This is a genomic window from Paenibacillus ehimensis NBRC 15659, from assembly GCF_004000785.1.
GTDB classification, from domain to species: Bacteria; Bacillota; Bacilli; order Paenibacillales; family NBRC-103111; genus Paenibacillus_G; species Paenibacillus_G ehimensis.
This window is the reverse complement of record NZ_BILX01000017.1, coordinates 41679-60430: the sequence shown is the minus strand read 5'-3', so window position 1 is coordinate 60430 and position 18752 is coordinate 41679. Positions and strand designations below refer to the sequence as shown.

At 49.6% G+C, this 18752-nt stretch carries 17 protein-coding genes; 13 read left to right on the top strand and 4 right to left on the bottom strand.

Annotated features, from left to right (window positions below; all coding sequences use genetic code 11):
• Nucleotides 1-12 precede the first annotated feature (12 nt).
• Complete coding sequence (locus tag PEH01S_RS12550) at nucleotides 13-903, bottom strand: dihydrodipicolinate synthase family protein (protein ID WP_246062898.1); 891 nt, start codon at nucleotides 901-903, stop codon at nucleotides 13-15.
• Nucleotides 904-1126: 223 nt separating this feature from the next.
• Here PEH01S_RS12550 and PEH01S_RS12545 point away from each other — a divergent pair, with 223 nt between their 5' ends.
• From PEH01S_RS12545 to PEH01S_RS12505, 9 genes are all read left to right on the top strand, one after another.
• Nucleotides 1127-2641 carry an aminotransferase class I/II-fold pyridoxal phosphate-dependent enzyme gene (locus PEH01S_RS12545; protein ID WP_127485776.1) on the top strand — a complete coding sequence of 505 codons (1515 nt, stop codon included), beginning with the start codon at nucleotides 1127-1129 and terminating at the stop codon, nucleotides 2639-2641.
• Between the two features lie 53 nt (nucleotides 2642-2694).
• The gene (locus tag PEH01S_RS12540) at nucleotides 2695-3648 is read left to right on the top strand and encodes a carbon-nitrogen hydrolase family protein (protein ID WP_127485774.1); all 954 of its coding nucleotides are present in this window, start codon (nucleotides 2695-2697) and stop codon (nucleotides 3646-3648) included.
• A gap of 622 nt (nucleotides 3649-4270) precedes the next feature.
• On the top strand, nucleotides 4271-5179 hold the full coding sequence (gene cyoA, locus PEH01S_RS12535) for a ubiquinol oxidase subunit II (protein WP_025847082.1): 909 nt from the start codon (nucleotides 4271-4273) through the stop codon (nucleotides 5177-5179).
• A 36-nt stretch (nucleotides 5180-5215) separates the two neighbouring features.
• Nucleotides 5216-7180 carry a cbb3-type cytochrome c oxidase subunit I gene (locus PEH01S_RS12530; RefSeq protein WP_127485772.1) on the top strand — a complete coding sequence of 655 codons (1965 nt, stop codon included), beginning with the start codon at nucleotides 5216-5218 and terminating at the stop codon, nucleotides 7178-7180.
• 7 nt (nucleotides 7181-7187) lie between these two features.
• Complete coding sequence (cyoC, locus tag PEH01S_RS12525; RefSeq protein WP_127485770.1) at nucleotides 7188-7802, top strand: cytochrome o ubiquinol oxidase subunit III; 615 nt, start codon at nucleotides 7188-7190, stop codon at nucleotides 7800-7802.
• The gene (gene cyoD, locus PEH01S_RS12520) at nucleotides 7803-8132 is read left to right on the top strand and encodes a cytochrome o ubiquinol oxidase subunit IV (RefSeq protein ID WP_127485768.1); all 330 of its coding nucleotides are present in this window, start codon (nucleotides 7803-7805) and stop codon (nucleotides 8130-8132) included.
• Nucleotides 8133-8161: 29 nt separating this feature from the next.
• Nucleotides 8162-8737 carry an SCO family protein gene (locus tag PEH01S_RS12515; protein ID WP_127485847.1) on the top strand — a complete coding sequence of 192 codons (576 nt, stop codon included), beginning with the start codon at nucleotides 8162-8164 and terminating at the stop codon, nucleotides 8735-8737.
• A gap of 27 nt (nucleotides 8738-8764) precedes the next feature.
• Entirely contained in the window at nucleotides 8765-9301 is a 537-nt protein-coding gene (resA, locus tag PEH01S_RS12510; protein WP_127485766.1) for a thiol-disulfide oxidoreductase ResA, read from the top strand.
• Between the two features lie 39 nt (nucleotides 9302-9340).
• On the top strand, nucleotides 9341-10765 hold the full coding sequence (locus tag PEH01S_RS12505; protein WP_127485764.1) for an NAD-dependent malic enzyme: 1425 nt from the start codon (nucleotides 9341-9343) through the stop codon (nucleotides 10763-10765).
• A gap of 78 nt (nucleotides 10766-10843) precedes the next feature.
• Here the strand turns inward: PEH01S_RS12505 and pdxR are convergent, their stop codons facing one another.
• Nucleotides 10844-12289 carry a MocR-like pyridoxine biosynthesis transcription factor PdxR gene (pdxR, locus tag PEH01S_RS12500; RefSeq protein WP_456320088.1) on the bottom strand — a complete coding sequence of 482 codons (1446 nt, stop codon included), beginning with the start codon at nucleotides 12287-12289 and terminating at the stop codon, nucleotides 10844-10846.
• A 472-nt stretch (nucleotides 12290-12761) separates the two neighbouring features.
• Here pdxR and PEH01S_RS12495 point away from each other — a divergent pair, with 472 nt between their 5' ends.
• The 4 genes from PEH01S_RS12495 (at nucleotide 12762) to PEH01S_RS12480 (ending at nucleotide 16662) form a co-directional block, all read left to right on the top strand.
• Entirely contained in the window at nucleotides 12762-14060 is a 1299-nt protein-coding gene (locus tag PEH01S_RS12495; protein ID WP_127485759.1) for a hypothetical protein, read from the top strand.
• Nucleotides 14061-14081: 21 nt separating this feature from the next.
• Nucleotides 14082-14297 (top strand): hypothetical protein, encoded by a 216-nt coding sequence (locus PEH01S_RS12490; RefSeq protein ID WP_127485757.1) that lies wholly within the window; start codon nucleotides 14082-14084, stop codon nucleotides 14295-14297.
• 22 nt (nucleotides 14298-14319) lie between these two features.
• Nucleotides 14320-15180, top strand: a complete 861-nt coding sequence (locus PEH01S_RS12485; RefSeq protein WP_127485755.1) for a copper amine oxidase N-terminal domain-containing protein — start codon at nucleotides 14320-14322, stop codon at nucleotides 15178-15180.
• Nucleotides 15181-15459: 279 nt separating this feature from the next.
• Complete coding sequence (locus PEH01S_RS12480; RefSeq protein ID WP_127485753.1) at nucleotides 15460-16662, top strand: MFS transporter; 1203 nt, start codon at nucleotides 15460-15462, stop codon at nucleotides 16660-16662.
• A gap of 161 nt (nucleotides 16663-16823) precedes the next feature.
• Here the strand turns inward: PEH01S_RS12480 and PEH01S_RS12475 are convergent, their stop codons facing one another.
• Together PEH01S_RS12475 and PEH01S_RS12470 are read right to left on the bottom strand one after the other, a co-directional pair.
• Nucleotides 16824-17612, bottom strand: a complete 789-nt coding sequence (locus PEH01S_RS12475; RefSeq protein WP_025847066.1) for a nucleotidyltransferase domain-containing protein — start codon at nucleotides 17610-17612, stop codon at nucleotides 16824-16826.
• Nucleotides 17613-17884: 272 nt separating this feature from the next.
• Nucleotides 17885-18667 carry an MBL fold metallo-hydrolase gene (locus PEH01S_RS12470; RefSeq protein WP_127485751.1) on the bottom strand — a complete coding sequence of 261 codons (783 nt, stop codon included), beginning with the start codon at nucleotides 18665-18667 and terminating at the stop codon, nucleotides 17885-17887.
• Between the last annotated feature and the right edge of the window lie 85 nt (nucleotides 18668-18752).

Below are 18752 nucleotides of genomic sequence, written 5' to 3'. Positions count from 1 at the left end.
CTGGATGCGGGATTATTTCCACATGCTTCCCTGGAACAGGCGAATATGCTTCCTGCCAGCTTCGCAGCTGACCGCTGCCATAGGCAGGCGGAGCCGGTCCGAGCGGATATATCCGCGTTGAGAGAGAAGCCACATCAATGGAGCGGGAGTCGGCTCCGAGAACAGAAATTGAACAAGCGGCAGCAGCTGGTGAAACAACTGATGGGACTCCTCTATTTTTCCTGCCCGGAAAAGCTCGTACACCTGCACAAACTGCTCGCTATCCAGGTTGGCGCTTGCCAGAATTCCTCCTTTAGCTCCACAGCACAGGGAAGCAAAAAAAAGCTCATCCTCCCCGCATAAGACCGGCTTGGACATGCTTCGAGCCAGTCGGAACATACGCCGTATGTTGCCTGAACCCTCTTTTAGTCCAATCACATGCTCCATTCCCATAATGACTCTTACCGTTTCCTCATCCAGCGCGCCCCCGGTACGACGAGGGGGATCGCACAAAATCATGGGCAGATCCGCTTCCGCTAAAGCTTGAAAATGCCGGATGACGGCTTGCTGCGATGTAAGATTGGAATCGGGCGCGGCAACAAGAGCGGCATCGGCTCCAAGTGAGTTGGCTTGCGCCATCCTTCGAACGGTCGCTGACGTGTTGCTTGCATCTATTCCTACAATAAGCGGGATGGCTCGCGATGCTGCGATTGCTTGGCGCGCAGCTGCGATCAGGATTTCAAGCTCGCTGGATTCGATCATCGGGGATTCCCCAGCCGTTCCATTGACAATAAGACCGTGAATTCCCTTGCTCATCAAACGCCGAATCAGTTCTTCAAACGATTGGATATCCAGCTCCCCGCTGCGATCAAAAGGCGTAACGACAGGAACCATCACACCGTGTAATGTATCTTCTGAAAGCACAGCGTTCCACCTCCGTTCTCCCCGCGATGCGATGCCTGCTAATGAATGTAAACCATTTCTCCCCAAAAGTAACCATCCAATTGGCTAAGTCATATACCAATCCGTTTCGCTCGCTGAAGCGGTTGGTGCAGAAAAAAGTGGAATGGATGGTTACGGGCCGAAGCCCAGCCGTTATATTCGTGGTTGATCTACAGGACAAAACGTAACTGAAAGGAAGGATGGCATGGATCATCACAGAACACCGTTGTTCACGGCACTGATGCAGCACGCCGCAAACGATCCGCTGCAATTCCACATTCCGGGCCACAAGAAAGGGAGGGGGGCAGACCCGGAATTTCGGGCTTTTGTGGGTGACAACACTTTGTCCATTGACCTGATCAATATTGTTCCGCTCGACGATCTTCACCAGCCCGCAGGAGCGATTCGCGAGGCTGAGCGATTGGCCGCGGATGCTTTTGGAGCGGACCATACGCTGTTTTCCGTTCAAGGGACCACCGGGGCCATCATGACGATGATTATGTCCGTCTGCTCCCCCGGCGACACCATCATCCTTCCACGAAACGCGCATAAATCCATTTTGTCCGCCGTCATCTTTGCGGGGGCGGTTCCCGTATGGGTGGAGCCGGAGAAGGATGAACGGCTCGGCATTGAGCATGGGGTTACAACAGAGTCGATTCGGGAAGCCATCGAAAGGAACCCGCATGTAAAAGCCGTGCTTCTCATCAACCCGACGTATTACGGGACCAGCATAGATTTGTGTCAGATGGTCGAGCTTGTTCACAGCTACAACATCCCGGTGCTGGTCGACGAGGCGCACGGGACGCTGCTTCATTTTCACGAGCAATTGCCTGTGTCCGCAATGCAAGCGGGTGCGGATATGGCTGCAACCAGCGTGCATAAGCTTGGCGCTTCGATGACGCAGAGCTCGATTCTGAATGTCAAGGGCAACCGGGTGAGCATCAAGCGAATTCGTACGGTCATGAGCATGCTTACGACAACTTCGACCTCTTACCTGCTGCTGGCTTCGCTTGATACTTCCAGAAGACAGCTGGCTCTGCATGGGCAAGCCCTGACGGGGCAAACCATTCGATTGGCTCAGGAAGCCCGGCGTCTAATCAATGAGATTCCCGGACTGTACTGCTACGGGGAGGAAATATGCGAAAAGCGCGGTGTATTTCGTTATGACCCGACGAAGCTTTGCATTCATCTGGAACAGCTGAATCTGACCGGGTACGCGGCGGAGCAATGGCTAAGGGAAACGTACAAGCTTGAGGTTGAGCTGAGCGATTTAACGAATATTTTGTGCCTGATCACACTGGGCGATACGGAGCAGGAAGTCCGCCGGCTGCTTCAGGCTTTGCGGCAATTGTCGGACGCATTCCGCGGCGAAGGAAAATGTAACAAACGTGTTTCGGACGCCGTCGTTCCTGCTGCTTCACGTTTTTTGTTAGCGCCCAGAGAAGCTTTTTATGCTCCTGCGGAAGAGGCATGGCTGGAACAAGCCTGCGGGCGTATTATTTCTGAATTCGTATACGTGTATCCTCCGGGAATTCCGATCCTGATGCCCGGACAGGTCATCACGCAGGAAATCGTAGATTATATTAAGCGGCATGTGGAAGCAGGTCTGCCGGTAAAGGGGCCGGAAGATCCGGACATCCAAAAGGTCAGAGTTGTCGCTGCTCCCCGGCAACAAGACAAGGCGCCGGGGAGGCGTTCCGGCTACATCATTCCGGATTGAGACGGATCGCGGGGACGACTTTCGGCCATTCATGTGGCGAGGAGGAGGATGGAATGAAAAATCATCAGGTGAACGTAGCGGTGATTCAGGCGGCGCCCATGTTGTTCGATAAGCAATCGGCCATGGACAAGATTGCAAGCATGACGAGAGAGGCAGCCGGGCTAGGGGCAAATTTGATTGTTTTTCCCGAAGTATTCTTGCCGGGGTATCCGCGAGGCTTAAGCTTCGGTACACGGGTAGGAAGCCGCAATGCCGACGGGAGAAAGGACTGGGAGCGGTATTGGGCAAGCGCCATCGACATCCCGGGAGCCGAAACCGGAATTTTTGGCGAATTGGCGAAGGAGCTGGGGGTTTATCTGGTCATTGGCGCAGTCGAGCGCGACCGGGAATTTAGCACCGGAACGTTATACAATTCCATGGTATACATCGGACCGGACGGTGGGCTTCTAGGGAAGCACCGCAAGCTTGTTCCGACGGGCTCCGAACGTCTCCTATGGGGACAAGGGGACGGCAGCACGCTTACCGTCATCGATACTCCTTTCGGGCGAATCGGCGGCTTGATCTGCTGGGAAAATTATATGCCGCTTGCCCGTATGGCCATGTACGCGCAGGGCATCGACATTTATTTGGCTCCTACGGCAGACGCCCGCGATACGTGGCAGGCGACGATAAGGCATATCGCTTGTGAAGGCCGCTGCTTTGTCATTTCGTGCAATCAGTTTGCGACCAAGGCCTCTTATCCGACGGATTTGGCTTGCTGCGAAGATATCAAGGACGACGCCGACATTTTGAGCAGAGGCGGCAGCGCCGTTGTCGGACCGCTTGGCGAATATGTCGTTGAGCCGCTCTATAACCAGGAAGGAATCCTCATGGCAACGCTGGATCTTTCCCAGGTCGCACAGAGCCGCTATGATTTTGATGTTACAGGCCATTACAGCCGCCCGGATGTGTTTCAATTGATCGTTAACGATAAAAAGCAAGAAATCGTACGAACCGTTGGGCCGTGAAAATACCGCAAAGTCTAATCAACTTTCTGCTAGTGTCAATCAACGTATTCGGCGCGGCCGGGGATTCGCGGAGGTAAAAGGAACAAGGGAGCCAAGGAACATGGATTTTGCCGTTTCAAGGAAAGCAACGACGATTGCATACGCGATTGCCATGTGGATGTAGAAAGTGAAAAGACAGTACAAATAGATGCTCGTCTTCCTGGCGCTGGCTTTCGTCTGGATTGGCTTATGCTTGAATGCCGGATACCAACAACTTGCTGTTATCCCGCCTATTCTGGTCGTTGCGTACGAGTCGCTTCAAAAACCGATGTACGGCGGAAAGATATGGTCTTAATATCGTTGGTCGCCTGTTTGTTGATGTTTGGTTTCGTGCCGCTGTATAAAACATATGAAATGAAGCGGGCGATATGGCCGTCTGCTCATGGAAGCATCGAATCGTACAAAGCTGGGCTCTTCCTAAGATTAGGGAGAGCTTTTTTTATGGAGAAACGATGTCGTATTTGTTTCATTTTGTTGAACATGGCCGGTTTTTTGACTTGGTTAGTGGATGGTGACACCTCTATCGATCCCCTTTAAAGTAAGGCGTGATCATAATCACGCAATGCGATAGGAGATGAGAAACATGAAGACACCCAAAGCGCTCCGCTGGTTTGCGTCCGTATCCATGCTGGCGCTGCTGCTCTTGACGACCACCGGGTGTGCGGAAAAGATGATCGTGCTCGATCCCAAAGGGCCGATTGCCGAACAGCAGCGGGATTTAATGGTGATTTCAACGCTGTTGACTTCCATTATTATCGTGCCTGTCCTCGTTCTCACGGCAATCATCGTTTGGCGTTACCGGGACAAGAAAGGCAGAAAAGCGAAATATACGCCGGACTGGGAGCACAGCACGAAGCTGGAAACGATCTGGTGGGGGATTCCGATCGTGATCATTACCATTCTGGGCATTATTACCATAAAAAGCACGTACGCCCTGGAGCCGTCCAAGCCGCTCGAATCGGATCAACAACCGCTGACCGTTCAAGTCACCTCGCTGGACTGGAAATGGTTATTCCAATATCCTGAGCAAGGAATCGCGACCGTGAACCATGTCCGGATCCCGAAGGGCGTACCGGTCCGCTTCGAGATTACGGCCGATTCGCCGATGAATTCGTTCTGGATTCCGCAGCTCGGCGGGCAGATGTACGCGATGTCCGGCATGGCGATGACGCTTTATTTGCAAGCGGACGAGCGCGGACAATATTGGGGGTCCGGCGCGAACTTCACCGGAAAAGATTTTGCCAAGATGTTCTTTGATGTGAAATCCACTTCGCAGGAAGAGTTTGACCAATGGGTACGCGAGGTCAAAGCATCGTCGCCGGCGCTGACGCTGGAAGGCTATCAGCAGCTGGCGAAGCCTTCCGCTTCGGACGTGAAGACGTTCTCTGCGTTTCCTGAGGGATTGTTCAATATGACGGTTACAAAGTACGCTTCCTCGCACAATCACGGCTTGTCCTGGAAGGACATTCAGAAGATCAAGATCCAAGAGTAGCGGGCTTCGAATCGAAATGTAAGGAGAGAGTGATCCATGTGGGAGAAAGTATCAAGCTTTGCCTCGGAATTTTTTGTGACGGGCGATCCATTGATTTACGGCGCGGATGTCGCTATCGTGATCACCATTATCGGCATTGTATTCGGATTGACCTATTTAAAAAAATGGCGCTGGCTGTGGCGTGAATGGTTGACGACCGTCGATCATAAAAAAATCGGCATCCTGTATATATTCGCCGCTTTTCTGATGCTGTTCCGCGGCGGCGTGGATGCGCTCCTGATGCGGGCGCAGCTGGCCATGCCGGAGCTGAACTTCCTGGCGCCCGATCATTACAATCAGATCTTTACCACGCATGGCGTGATTATGATTTTGTTCATGGCGATGCCGTTCATGTTCGGATTGTTTAATGTGGTGGTGCCGCTGCAGATCGGGGCGCGCGATGTTGCTTATCCTTTCCTGAATGCGCTAAGCTTCTGGTTATTTTTCGCGGGCGCGATGCTGTTTAACTTGTCCTTTGTCATCGGAGGATCGCCGGATTCGGGATGGCTCGCTTACCCGCCTTATTCGGAACGCATGTTCAATCCGGGGGTCGGTCAAGATTTCTATATCTGGGGAATCCAGATTTCGGGGATTGGCAGCTTGATGACCGGCATCAACTTTATCGTGACCATTCTGAAAATGCGTGCACCCGGCATGAAGCTGATGAAAATGCCCATGTTCCCTTGGTCGGTGCTGTCGAGCTGTATCGCGATTATATTTTCGTTTCCGATTTTGACGGCCACCTTGGCGCTGCTCTTTCTGGACCGCTATTTGGGTGCGCATTTTTTTACGCTCGACGGCGGCGGCAATCCGATGATGTATATCAATCTGATCTGGATGTGGGGGCACCCCGAAGTATATATCATCATTCTGCCGGCCTTCGGCATTTTCTCGGAGATCGTATCCACCTTTGCGAAGAAAAAGCTGTTCGGCTACAAATCGATGGTGTACGCCATGATGATCATCAGTATTTTATCGTTTCTCGTATGGGCGCATCACTTCTTTACGATGGGCTCCGGCGCGGATGTCAATTCCTTTTTTGCCCTTACGACGATGCTGATCGCCATCCCGACCGGCGTTAAAGTGTTCAATTGGCTGTTCACGATGTTCCGGGGCAAAATTACCTTCGAGACGCCCATGCTGTGGACGATCGGCTTTATCGTTTGCTTTGTTGTCGGCGGGATGACCGGGGTGCTTCTGTCGGTCGCTCCGGCGGATTTTCAATTCCATAACAGTTATTTCCTGATCGCGCATTTTCACAATACGATCATTGGCGGCGTCGTGTTCGGTTATTTCGCCGGTTTGTATTATTGGTGGCCCAAGCTGTTCGGCTTCAAGCTGAACGAACGTATAGGGAAATGGGCGTTCGGGTTCTGGAATATCGGATTTTACGTCTGCTTCATGCCGCAATATGTGCTCGGGTTGATGGGGATGACACGGCGCCTTGTGACGTACGGATGGGATAAGGGTTGGTGGGAGTTGAACCTGGTGTCCACCGTCGGAGCGGCTTTGATGGGCTTGGCCTTCCTGTTTCAAGTCTGGCAAATCGTGTACAGCCTCAAGCATTATCAAAAAGACGCATCGGGCGACCCCTGGAACGGACGCACCTTGGAATGGTCGATTCCTTCTCCGGCGCCGCACTATAATTTTGCCACGCTGCCGCAGGTAGCTTCGCAGGATGAATGGTGGGAGGAGAAGCAGCGCAGAGCGCGCGGGCAGCTTGCTCCGGCCCCGGCGAAGCTGGAGCCGATTCATATGCCCAACAATTCGGGGATTCCTTTTGTGATGTCGATGTTCTGGTTTGCGGCCGGATTCGGGTTTGTATTCGACTGGCTCTGGCTGACGGTATCCGGTCTGGCGGGGGTAGCCTTGTGCATGCTTGTTCATTCCTTCAACTACAAAACCGATCACTATATCCCTGTTGAGGAAATTAAACGCACGGAAGCTGCGATGAGGGGGTAACGAACGAATGGCTCAAGTAAACGGACATGCCCACGTATTAAGTTCGGAGCATCACGACCATCCGGATCTGGAGGAAATGCGCACCTTCGGATTTTGGATCTATCTAATGACGGATGTGATTATTTTCGGCACCTTGTTTGCCGCCTATATCGTCCTGCAGGGCAACCGAAACGGCGGGCCCGGACCGGCAGAGCTGTTTCAGCTAGGCGGGATTATGGCCAGCACGTTTATTCTGCTCACGAGCAGCTATACAAGCGGTCTTGCCGTGCTTGCGATGCACAAAGGCAAGCTGCAAGCCCTTATGGGATGGCTCGGGGTGACGGTATTGCTCGGTGCGGCTTTCATTGTGCTGGAGGTCAATGAATTTATTCATCTGGTGCACGAGGGAGCAAGCATTAGCACGAGCGCGTTTTTATCGGCTTTCTTTACCTTGGTCGGGACTCATGGGCTTCACGTCTCCTTGGGATTGGTCTGGATGATTGCATTGATCATTCAGCTGGCCAAACACGGCATTACGCCGGTAACCAAGCGCAAAGTGAACGTGATCAGCCTGTTCTGGCATTTCCTTGATGTCGTCTGGATTTTCGTATTTACGATTGTTTATTTGATGGGGGTGAGATAGATGGCAGCGCATGACCTGACCAATCCGCATGACGCCGGGAGCCATGGCTCTTTGAAGTCGTATACGACCGGCTTCCTGTTCTCCATCGTATTGACGATCATTCCTATTGCCGTCGTCCTGTCCGGCTGGCTTCAGGGGGTGGCGAACACCCTCGTTCTGATGGCGGCGGCCGTGCTCCAGTTCGTCGTTCAGCTGATTTATTTCATGCATCTGCGGGAGGAGAAAAAGCCTCGTTACAACCTGGTGAGCCTGATTTTGGGCTTGATCATTTTGCTGCTGGTCGTCTTCGGCTCCATGTGGATCATGCTGTACAATATGGTGGCCACATGAGCAGGTCGTCCGCAAATGCAGCAGCGTTGGTGAAGAAAGCGGTCTTCTATATCATAGTGGGATTCATTCTTGTCGCGGTCTCCGCATGCGGCAGCGGCAAGTCCAAACCGCTTCGTTACGAGGTTAAGCCTTTCGAGGCCGTCAACCAAGACGGGAAGCCAGTGTCCTTGTCCGATTTGAAGGGCAAGGTCTGGATCGCGGACTTTATGTTCACGTATTGCGCAACGGTATGTCCGACGATGACGGCCAACATGGCGGAATTGCAAAAGCGGCTGAAATCGGCGGGCGTGAAGGCGGAGCTGGTCTCCTTCTCCGTTGATCCGGAGCGCGACAATCCGGAAGCGTTAAAAGCTTATCTCCAGAAATTTGACGCGGATTTCTCGAATTGGCATGCGTTAACCGGATATCCATTCGACAAGATCAAAACCTTTGTCCTGGGTTCGTTTAATACGGTTGTGGCAAAAGATACATCCTCCGATCAAGTCATTCACGGTACCTCGTTTTTTTTGGTCAACCCGGAGGGCACGGTCATTGCCAAGTACGACGGAATGACGGATACGCCATACGACCAAATATTGCAAGATATTCAAGCGCTGCAGCGGTAGGATTCTGGCGGGGGAGGAGCTGATCGGATGGAGAGAGCTGCACGCCTATCTTGGACGCGGGCACTCATGCTTGTCCTTATCCTGTTTGCCGTCGGCTATGCGGTATTCCAAGCACTGGCGGGCAACCGTGAAGAGGTAGAGGTCGGCAAGAAGGCGCCGGATTTCACATTAACGAATTTACAGGGGCAGACGGTGCAATTATCCGATTATGACGGGACAGGCGTTCTTCTGAACTTCTGGGCCTCCTGGTGCGACCCGTGCGTCAATGAAATGCCGTTGTTGAACGAAGCCTACGGACGGATGCCAGGCGTTGAAATCCTTGCGGTCAATATGGGAGAAACGAAGGAAAAAGCAAGCCAATTTGCCGACCGTCATCGCTTGAAGCTCCCTATCCTGCTTGATTCAAACGGCGATGTGAAAAAACGGTATAAAATCGGCGGCTTGCCTACAACGTATCTGATTGACGACAAGGGGCGAATCATGCAGAAGTTCTCAGGGGAGCTAACCCGCTCCGAGTTCATCCATTTCATGGAACGCATTCAGCCTAAGTCCGGACGCAAATAGCTTGCGAATCAAAATGCCTTAAAAGAGGAGATGCTGCTCATGCCTACACCGTTCGGAATTGGAACAAGTATTATTTTGCGGTTAGAGTACGATCAAGGAGTCGTTAACTTTGGTGCTATCGCATCGGCATTAAGCGATTCCGGAGGCGACATCGTAGCGATCGATACCAACCGGGTAAGCCCTGCAAAAACCGTAAGAGATATTACGGTCAATCTGAACGATCCGCACGATGTTAACCGCGTGGTTTCCTCGGTTCAACAGCTTCCCGGGGTGAAGCTGATCAACGTATCGGACCAGACCTTCCTCATGCATTTGGGCGGCAAAATCGAAATGCATCCCAAGGTGCCGATTAAAAATCGGGATGATTTGTCCCGTGTCTACACGCCGGGGGTAGCCCGGATTTGTATGGCGATCCATGAAGATCCCTCCCGGGCCCATACGCTGACGATCAAGCGAAATACGGTAGCCGTCGTCTCTGACGGCTCTGCCGTTCTCGGACTTGGGAATATCGGCCCGGAAGCCGCCATGCCTGTCATGGAAGGCAAAGCCGTGCTGTTTAAGCAGATGGCCGGCGTTGATGCCTTCCCGATCTGTCTGAACACGCAGGATACGGATGAAATTGTCAGCATTGTCAAAGCGATTGCTCCGTCATTTGGCGGGATCAATCTCGAAGATATTTCGGCTCCCCGCTGCTTCGAGATTGAAGAATGGCTTCAGAAAGAGCTGGATATCCCGGTATTTCATGACGATCAGCATGGAACCGCCGTCGTCATCCTCGCCGCTTTATTAAATGCCTTGAAGGTTGTCGGCAAAAAGCTGGAGCAGTGCCGGGTTGTCGTATGCGGAATCGGGGCGGCAGGAATGGCTTGCTCCAAAATATTACTGGCCTCCGGGGTTAAGGATCTGATCGGCGTTGACCGTCAGGGAGCGATCGTTCGAGGACACGTTTATCCGCATCAGGTCTGGAATGGGTTTGCCGAGCATACGAATCCGTTCATGGTTCGGGGCAGCCTCTCGGAGGTGATCGAAGGAGCGGACGTATTTATCGGATTGTCCGGTCCGGGAGTACTGAAGATCGAAGATGTGAAACGGATGGCGGCGGACCCGATCGTCTTTGCCATGGCCAATCCGAACCCGGAAATTATGCCGGAGGAAGCCGAGCCCTATGTGCGTGTCATGGCTACGGGGCGCTCGGATTATCCGAATCAGATCAATAACGTCTTATGCTTTCCCGGTATGTTTCGCGGCGTGTTGGATTGCCGGGCTTCGCAAATTACGGAAACGATGAAGCTTGCCGCCGCCCATGCGATTGCCTCCGTGGTTAGCGACGAAGAATTAAATGCGCAATATATTATTCCAAGCGTATTTAATCATCAGGTGGCGGATAAAGTCAGCAAGGCGGTTATAGCGGCAGCCTGCGATGCCGGGGTAGCGCGCCGCAGCCGGGATTCCCGCGACAACTAGCGCGTGTTAGCTTAAATAAAGAGTAAAAAGGTGAATGAAAAGACTTGTATTTTGAATACAAAGCTTTCATTCACCTTTTTAATTGGATTGGCCAAGAACGGCCCGAAGCGATGCGGCAAATTTGGCAATGCCCGGAACGATTTCATCTGTTTTAGGCCGTGCGAAAGTGAACCGTACATACCCGGAATCCGAACCATAGACGCTGCCGGGAACAAAGACGATTCCATGGCGGATTGCTTCTTCAAACAGCTTGTTGTCGCTCACCTCGGGGATGATTTTACACCACAGATGCAGCCCTCCTTGCGGAATCGAGAAGCTGACCAGGTCCGGCAGCTCTTTCCGAAGCGCGCCGATCACCAAATCCCGCTTGTAAAGCAGATGCATCCGCAAACGGTCCAGATGAGGCTGGACATACGGAGATTTCAGGAACTGCGCGGCCATCTGCTGAGGAACGACGCTAAGCCCGAAATCCATCTGCTGCCTGGCATCCGCCAGCCGCTCGACAACGGAATGGGGAGCGACCATCCACCCGACGCGCAGTCCGGGCGCTGCGATTTTGGAGAAGGAGCCGATATAGAGGACCGAGCCGATCGGATCCATGGATTTGAGCGGCTTAGGCGGCGTCCCGTCATAAGCCGTCAAGCTGAAGGGATCGTCCTCGACGATCGGGAGTCCCAGCTCGCTCGCAACATCAAGCAGCTCGATACGGCGTTCGGCATCGAGGGCAGCGCCTGTCGGGTTTTGATAATTCGGATTGATGAACACCATTTTGATCCGGTGCTTTTTGTAAAGGGTGCGAACATCCTCGGGCCGGATTCCTTTCGCGTCGACCGGGAGACGGAACAAGCGGAGCCCGGCCGATTGAAACATAGGCAGTGAATAGCAGTAAGAAGGATCTTCGATGGCGACCGCATCCCCAGGGGCCAGTAAACACTGGGTAATTAAGTACAAAGATTGCTGGGAACCCGATGTGATCAGGATCGACGATTCGGTCGTCTGAATCTCCCGGTATTGACTTAAATACGTGACGAGCGCTTCGCGGAGAGGCACAAATCCTTGCGGATTGTCGTATCCGAGATAGGCCGTATAGTGGTTTTCGTCCATAAGCATATTAATCTCTTCTACCGGGGAGATGTCCGCGCCAAGCTCGCCGCTGGCAAAATCAATCAACGTGCTGTCTTGTTGAAGAGCTTCCCGGATCCGGCGCAAAAAAGGCAGGTTCGGCAGGAAGCTTCCGCCTTCGACATACCGGTGCCAATTCGGGGTATGCTTCGGCGTTGCTCCCCATTTATACTTGCTCACCCGGGTTCCGCTTCCCGTACGGCTTTCCACGATTCCAAGCGCGCGCAGCTCCGCATAGGCGAGGATCACGGTGCTTCGATTGACGCCCAATTGCTCGGCTAATTTTCGTTCGGAAGGCAGCAGACTGCCCGGCGGAAACTCGCCGTATGAAATTCGCCGTTCGATGTCATCGGCGATTTGCTGATACAGTGGCTGGTTGCTGTGACGATCGGGCTGTCGCACGAGGTTCATCTCCTCTCGTGGTGATTTTGATCACAGATCATGTTCATCATACCATCGGACTTGTAAATAAAGAGCCGATGTTTTCATCAAAAACATGACGAATCTATAGCAATCTATTGAACATGGATGGTCATTTTGTCTATGAATTGGATGGTTTCGCTATCGGGCGGACGGACAAGGGCTTCGGACGATGGGGCTTGGTCAGCAGGTGTCGGAATGTTCGAAAAGACGGCATCTTGAATGCCGATTCTATGCTGTATCCATATCCTACTGCATTCATGCATGGAAAATAGATTTTTGGTTAAGCCGTGAACAACAGGCTCCCGATCGTTTTCGGAAATTTTCTATTCCTATATATCCAAAAGTGTGTGAGAATTTACATTAACTAGAATATGGGGATGTCCGATATAATTAAGATAAGGAATTAGTTGTAGGAAGCTGGAAGTAGTTAGCCAAAAGGGAGATATGCAGTATGAGTATATTGTTGAGAGTTGAACGAGAATCCGGTGGTCGGCTGATTGAGCTTGTCAATGGACAAATTACTGGCTATAGCTATCTCAATACAAGCCCGGCAGATTTTTTTGCCAAAGCCTATAATGCGGTGCATTCGCTTCAGATATGGGGTGAGATTCCACTTCGATTACTCCCCCCTGTGGAACAAGATACAGATAACTCCAATACGCTATTTGCATGGGCACTTACCGAGTATAGGCCGAACAATTATTATTATCGAACCGTTATCGTCCGAATCGTGAGACATGAGAAGACAATTCGAGAGGTCAAGTTTACACACGCATACGTTCATAAGTATCATGAGCAGGTTAATGGCTTAAAAGGAGTATTAGAGTTTGAACTTGTTGTAAGACAAAGGCGAGACCAATTGGACAGCATTCAGTTTGGTTCGAATGAAAATCAAAAGAACGAAGCAGGCTTAAGTACAAAAAAACAAAAGACATTATTAATGCATGATAAAGAACAAAAGTCAAGGACCGAAAAAAGATTGCATATTGCTTCTGCTTCCGAGGTTGAGAGCTTCAAGAATTCTTGGGGCGAAAGTTATGCGAACCCATTTAAAGACCGCGATCCGAATGGACCAATGGAACAAATAGATCATCATGCGTATCGACTTTATACAAAAAAAGATAAAGAAGAGCTGGCGCTTTATTACGATGCATTTACTAGGGCTAAAAATGCATCTGAGAAACAGGCGGCACATGACGCAGCAAATGGGGTAAGGTTAAAATACGTAGATTCTGTTACCCGAAGAGATTTTATTAATGGAGGAGAGTCGACAATATATAAGACAAAAAATGGTGGAATAGGAGATACAAAATCTGGAATAGTTGTAGAACCATATGTAAAAGGCCAGTTTGCCATATCACTCGTTGGAAGTGTTGGGTTACAAGCGAAAATACAAAGCGGAGAGTTATCAGTTAGCTTAATCAAAGGTATTAATGGTGAAGTGGGTGCTCAATTAACAGCTTCGGCAGGAATATCAATAAACAATGGTGGTAACTTAGAACATTATGTGAAGCAAGGACAGGGGAAGGGAATGGGAAGGTTTTATTTTGTTGAAGGAGAAGTAGCTGTTGATCTGGAAGATGCAGATTATGAAGCAGTTTTAGGTGCGGGTATTGGCATCCGTGGCGGATATGCACTTATACCGACATTAGGCACAGCTTATGAACATGAAATTAAACTGTATGTAAGACGGTTGGGCGATTCAAGTTATCCTCTAACGTATCAAGATTGGGTAAACCATCTTAAATAAAAAAGGAGTGTTTAAAAAAGAATGGGTGGTAAAATAGTTTTTTCAGCTTTTTTATTTTTTATGATGGCATGGGGACTTTTTACTGTTTTCAAGCCAGAATTTAATTTGAAATATAATTTAGGGAATATTTTCAAAAATGCCAAAAATACAAAATTTTTACTTTTAAACAGCAGACTGTCGGGAGTTGTTTCAATTTTGCTAAGTGTATATTTACTTTACCGGATTTGGTCTGGTTAAGATTTTGAAGAGGAGTACGTAAATGATAAGAAAAATGATTTTATTCGGTATTATCCTTTTGTTTTTCCTCAACCCTAAATTATCATATTCGGAATCGTCCGAGATTCCCGTTACAGTCACTATGGACTACGATTTCTTGAGTTTCGAGGAATCGTCGCCGAAGATTATTTCGGGAGTCACTCTTGTTCCAGTCCGGCCTTTGTTAGAGAAGCTTGGCTACAACCTCGAATGGTATGGCGAGGGTTTGACCGTTCGGGCGACTAAAAGTGGAACGTCCATTTTAATGAAAATTAATGAACCAAACGCGCAAGTAAACGAGAAAAGCTTAAACTTAGAAGTCCCGCCTCAAATACTCAATAATGTTACCTATGTTCCATTAAGATTCATCTCGGAAATTAGTGGAGCCGATGTATATTGGAACCCTAAAAACAATAACACCTCCGACCACTCCATAGAAATCCTAATAGACGCAAACGCTAAGCTTTATAGAGCGATCATTATCAAAGACAAGCAAGCCGTCAGCAAACTCTTACTTCAAGGGGCTAACCCCAATGCCAGGACCCATACCGGGAAGACGTTGTTAGAAACGGCAGTTATTTTTTATAAAGATGTAGACATTGTAAAATTATTGCTGGAAGCAGGGGGCGACCCTAATCAAACAAGCAGCTTTCCTAATGGAGGCTCTTTACTTCATACTGCAGCGAGTGGAACAACGCCCGAATTAGTTAAACTATTACTCGAGTATGGCGCAAAGAAAGACATTAAAGATGGAGAAGGGAACACTCCACTGCAAATCGCAAGATCGCAATATGAGAATCCGTATATACGACAATGGGCGAAGGACATATACAAAGAAATAATTGATATTTTAGAAGAGAGATAATTGTTTTGTAGGATGTGATCATTTCCATGCCCGCACACCGATAGTCCGACCTCCCCATAAAAGAAAATAAAATCCGGTACGGATGTGAGATCATATGCTGCGGCGGTGCCAGTCAACAATTACAGCTATTCTTTTACGGCGATTGGCCGAAGTGCGTGAAGAAAATCCGTTTTACATCATAGATGATCCGTTTCTTGGTGGTTGCCGTTCCTTTTTTCTCCTACCATGTAGAAAGCAAGTATTGCAAAAAGGATCTTGCGAAGGGAGAAAGATGTGAAGATGGCACGAGTACGATTCAGCATTTTTTTCAGTGTTTTTGTCGCGATGGTCGGTTTGATGATCATCGCGCCCGTGATGCCTCCGCTTATACGGGAATTAGGGTTAAGTGAAACTCATTCGGGGTTGATTATTTCGCTGGGATCCGTTGCGATGGCGGCAATGGCGCCCGTATGGGGGGGCCTGAGCGATGCCAAAGGAAGAAAGCCTGTCATCGTGATCGGCTTCTTGGGCATGTTTGTGAGCTACGTGCTGTTCACCTTCACGATGTATGCCGGACTGACGCGGCTCATCAGCGGCGGACTGTTGGTCGTATTGCTCATTGTGGCACGCGCTTTAGTCGGTTTGTTCATTCCCGCCGTTCCGTCGTCGGCGCAGGCGTATATGGCGGACGTAACGGATGAAAAGGGCCGGTCGGCAGGGATGGCCTTGATCGGCGCAGCGAACGGAATGGGCCTCGTGCTCGGACCTGCCATTGCCGGGGCGTTCGCGCTCATCGGTCTGATCTGGCCGCTTTATATCGGCGCGCTGCTGCCGATCGTCGCACTGGTCTTCGTCCTGCTGCTAGTCCCGGCTCATAAACCGGTTATTCAGGCGAAGCCTCCGAAGGTAAGCCCGTTTCAGAAAGGCGTCCGCCTTTATTTGTTCGCCGGGCTGGCAACGATGCTTAGTATTGTCACCTTGCAAGTGGTCGGCGGCTTTTATTTTCAGGATCAGTTGTCCCTGACTACCCAGGAAACCGCGCGGATGATTTCTTTCGGCTTGATGCTTAGCGGCGTGGCGATGATCGTCACGCAAGGGCTGCAAATGAAAAAGCCGAAATGGCAGCCCACTCCGTTGATCCTCGTCGGATCGCTGCTTCTGATAATCAGCATGGCTCTCTTTCTGTTCGCCGTCGGCTTTGTCGGTTTTTACGCGGCCTTCTTCCTATTTGGCATCGGAGCCGGGCTGATGATGCCGGGCTTTATGGCCGGTGCTTCCCTGGCGGTTGCCCGCGAGCAGCAAGGAGGCGTGGCCGGTCTTGTGGGATCGGTGCAAGGCATATCCGCCGTGATCGCCCCGATTCTCAGCACGAGTCTTTATCGGCTGGATAAGCAGCTTCCCTTTGCGGTCGTTGCCGGGGTTGTGCTGCTGATGGCGATTACGCTGCTTTCCGTGAAAAACAAGCCTGCCCGAAGCCAACTATTTACGAATAAGAAAGATTAGACTGGCACAAGAAATCAAACAGAGGCGGACCAAGACTGAAAAATAAAGTCTTAGACTGCCGCTGTTATCATTCGACTATCGTTCCCCGTTAGAGTAATGTTGTATATGACCAATGCTGTTACCGATCAGGAAACATTCCAATATGTCTTAGCAACAAGATATCATTTACGCACGCTAGCGTATACCGAATCGAGATATACTATCGCAGCTTGCTCAGCTTCTTCCTTGCGTATCAGTCCTTCGGTATCTTGACGCAATCTTCTATAGATCTTTATAGAGGCCTTCAGCGCATGGTAACAGCTTGAGGCGTTGTGGAGCGGAAGCGTCTCTTTAAGCTCTTCCATTTCGTGAGCGGCATATTGCTCCAGCCTACGTACTCCAGACGGAATATGCCCGTTATTCATAAGAATTAGGGGCCCAAGCACGGCACTTCGTATATAAGAGAGTAAATCAATGAACTCGAATAATTCGCCTCTGCCTAACTTCGTTGCTCCATAATGCACCCATACCCAGAATCGATCCTCCATCCATTGAGGATTAGGAGTAGGGTACGAAGGTGATGTCTCGTTGATGATTGAACGTAGCGAATTGTCGCGATCCCAAAGCACGAGCGGATTCTCGACTCGTACTGCCAGCTCCGATGAGGAGATGAACTTCAAGTCGACATGGAGCGGCTGAGGTCCATACAGACAGATTACCAACCGAGGTTCACCGACATGCTCGCCGGTGAAGGCCGAGAGCAGGTTGCCAAACGAATTGGCGATTCGAATGCGTTGCTCCATTATCTCTTCCTTGAATGCAATATCATATACAACGATCAAATCTAGATCGCTGTATGCATCCACTGTCCCGCGAATGACGGAACCACCGACAAGTAGCCCCGTGAGGCGACTATCCTGACGGATTCTTTCCATAGCTTGATTAATGAATTCCTGGTGAATAGGTAACATATGGTTTATCACCTCTCGAAAATAGACCCATGCGAATGGGTATTACGCCAATATACACCTTTAAAAATAAGGTGTCAAAAATTTTTTAATAAAATCACCCCTCAATGCAACTCCTCCCATGAGAAAGTAACATTTAAGACGCATTATTGAGACTAATAGTTGAGTTAAACTGCCCGTTCGTTTAATGCCACCGTCAGTCTAAGACTTTATTTTCTTTGGACACACCGCCTTCTAAGGAAGGCGGTGAGCATATATCTCCGTTCAAGATAAAATTAAAACTGTACACTAAACCCTTTAAATTTATGAACTCCCGTTCCAAACTTTACGAGGTCCTTTTCTTTAAGTTCTTTAACTGCCTTTTTAAGTTCTTGTAAGATGCTTGGTTCAAGACCTAATGTATGATGTGAACCATAAACTTTTGTGACATCCGGAATATTTGATATTTTTTCCCAAGAATTAACTAAATCAGTGGGGTTAGTCGAAGGATAAAAAGCATATACAGGTGTTTCATCATAAAGCAAATCACCAGTAAACAAATAACCTTTTGTTTGGTCAAAAACACATATATGGCCTGGAGAATGCCCAGGAGTATGATGAATAATTAACTCTCTGTTTCCTATATCAATCACTTCGCCATCCTGTAATAATCCAGTAGGGTTTCCTTGATAGGGTTTATACGTTTCTGGATTAAATGTTTTTGGAGTTGGAATTGTAATATCTCTACTAATATCTCTTCGTATCTGTTCTAGGGTCTTTCCTTTAATGCCGTTTATTAACCAATCTGAGTCAGCTGCATGAACATAAACATTCTCAAATTCCCCATGACTTCCAATATGATCAAAATGCACATGAGTAGTTAAAACAACAATCGGTAAATCAGTCAATTGATCCGTTATGCGTTTAATATTATCAATCCCAAGACCCGTATCAATAAGAACGGCTTTCTCTTTGCCAACTAATAAAAATGAATGCACTTTCTCCCAATGTCCATATTCACTAATTGCGAATGTTTTATTATCGATTTCCTGAATCGTAAACCACGAGTCCTTAACCATAACAATACCCCCAAAATAGAGTACGACTATCGATATTTACTTTACGAATTGAAATTATCCTGAATTTCGAAAGCCCATAAAGTGG

Excerpts from the sequence above, each read along its gene's own strand:
- PEH01S_RS12490 (WP_127485757.1), top strand. The coding sequence starts at position 14,082 with ATGGGTGGTAAAATAGTTTTTTCAGCTTTTTTATTTTTTATGATGGCA.
- PEH01S_RS12485 (WP_127485755.1), top strand. The coding sequence starts at position 14,320 with ATGATAAGAAAAATGATTTTATTCGGTATTATCCTTTTGTTTTTCCTC.
- cyoA (WP_025847082.1), top strand. The coding sequence starts at position 4,271 with ATGAAGACACCCAAAGCGCTCCGCTGGTTTGCGTCCGTATCCATGCTG.
- PEH01S_RS12495 (WP_127485759.1), top strand. The coding sequence starts at position 12,762 with ATGAGTATATTGTTGAGAGTTGAACGAGAATCCGGTGGTCGGCTGATT.
- PEH01S_RS12470 (WP_127485751.1), bottom strand. The coding sequence starts at position 18,667 with ATGGTTAAGGACTCGTGGTTTACGATTCAGGAAATCGATAATAAAACA.
- resA (WP_127485766.1), top strand. The coding sequence starts at position 8,765 with ATGGAGAGAGCTGCACGCCTATCTTGGACGCGGGCACTCATGCTTGTC.
- PEH01S_RS12540 (WP_127485774.1), top strand. The coding sequence starts at position 2,695 with ATGAAAAATCATCAGGTGAACGTAGCGGTGATTCAGGCGGCGCCCATG.
- PEH01S_RS12530 (WP_127485772.1), top strand. The coding sequence starts at position 5,216 with ATGTGGGAGAAAGTATCAAGCTTTGCCTCGGAATTTTTTGTGACGGGC.
- PEH01S_RS12545 (WP_127485776.1), top strand. The coding sequence starts at position 1,127 with ATGGATCATCACAGAACACCGTTGTTCACGGCACTGATGCAGCACGCC.
- PEH01S_RS12480 (WP_127485753.1), top strand. The coding sequence starts at position 15,460 with ATGGCACGAGTACGATTCAGCATTTTTTTCAGTGTTTTTGTCGCGATG.
- PEH01S_RS12505 (WP_127485764.1), top strand. The coding sequence starts at position 9,341 with ATGCCTACACCGTTCGGAATTGGAACAAGTATTATTTTGCGGTTAGAG.
- cyoD (WP_127485768.1), top strand. The coding sequence starts at position 7,803 with ATGGCAGCGCATGACCTGACCAATCCGCATGACGCCGGGAGCCATGGC.
- cyoC (WP_127485770.1), top strand. The coding sequence starts at position 7,188 with ATGGCTCAAGTAAACGGACATGCCCACGTATTAAGTTCGGAGCATCAC.
- PEH01S_RS12475 (WP_025847066.1), bottom strand. The coding sequence starts at position 17,612 with ATGTTACCTATTCACCAGGAATTCATTAATCAAGCTATGGAAAGAATC.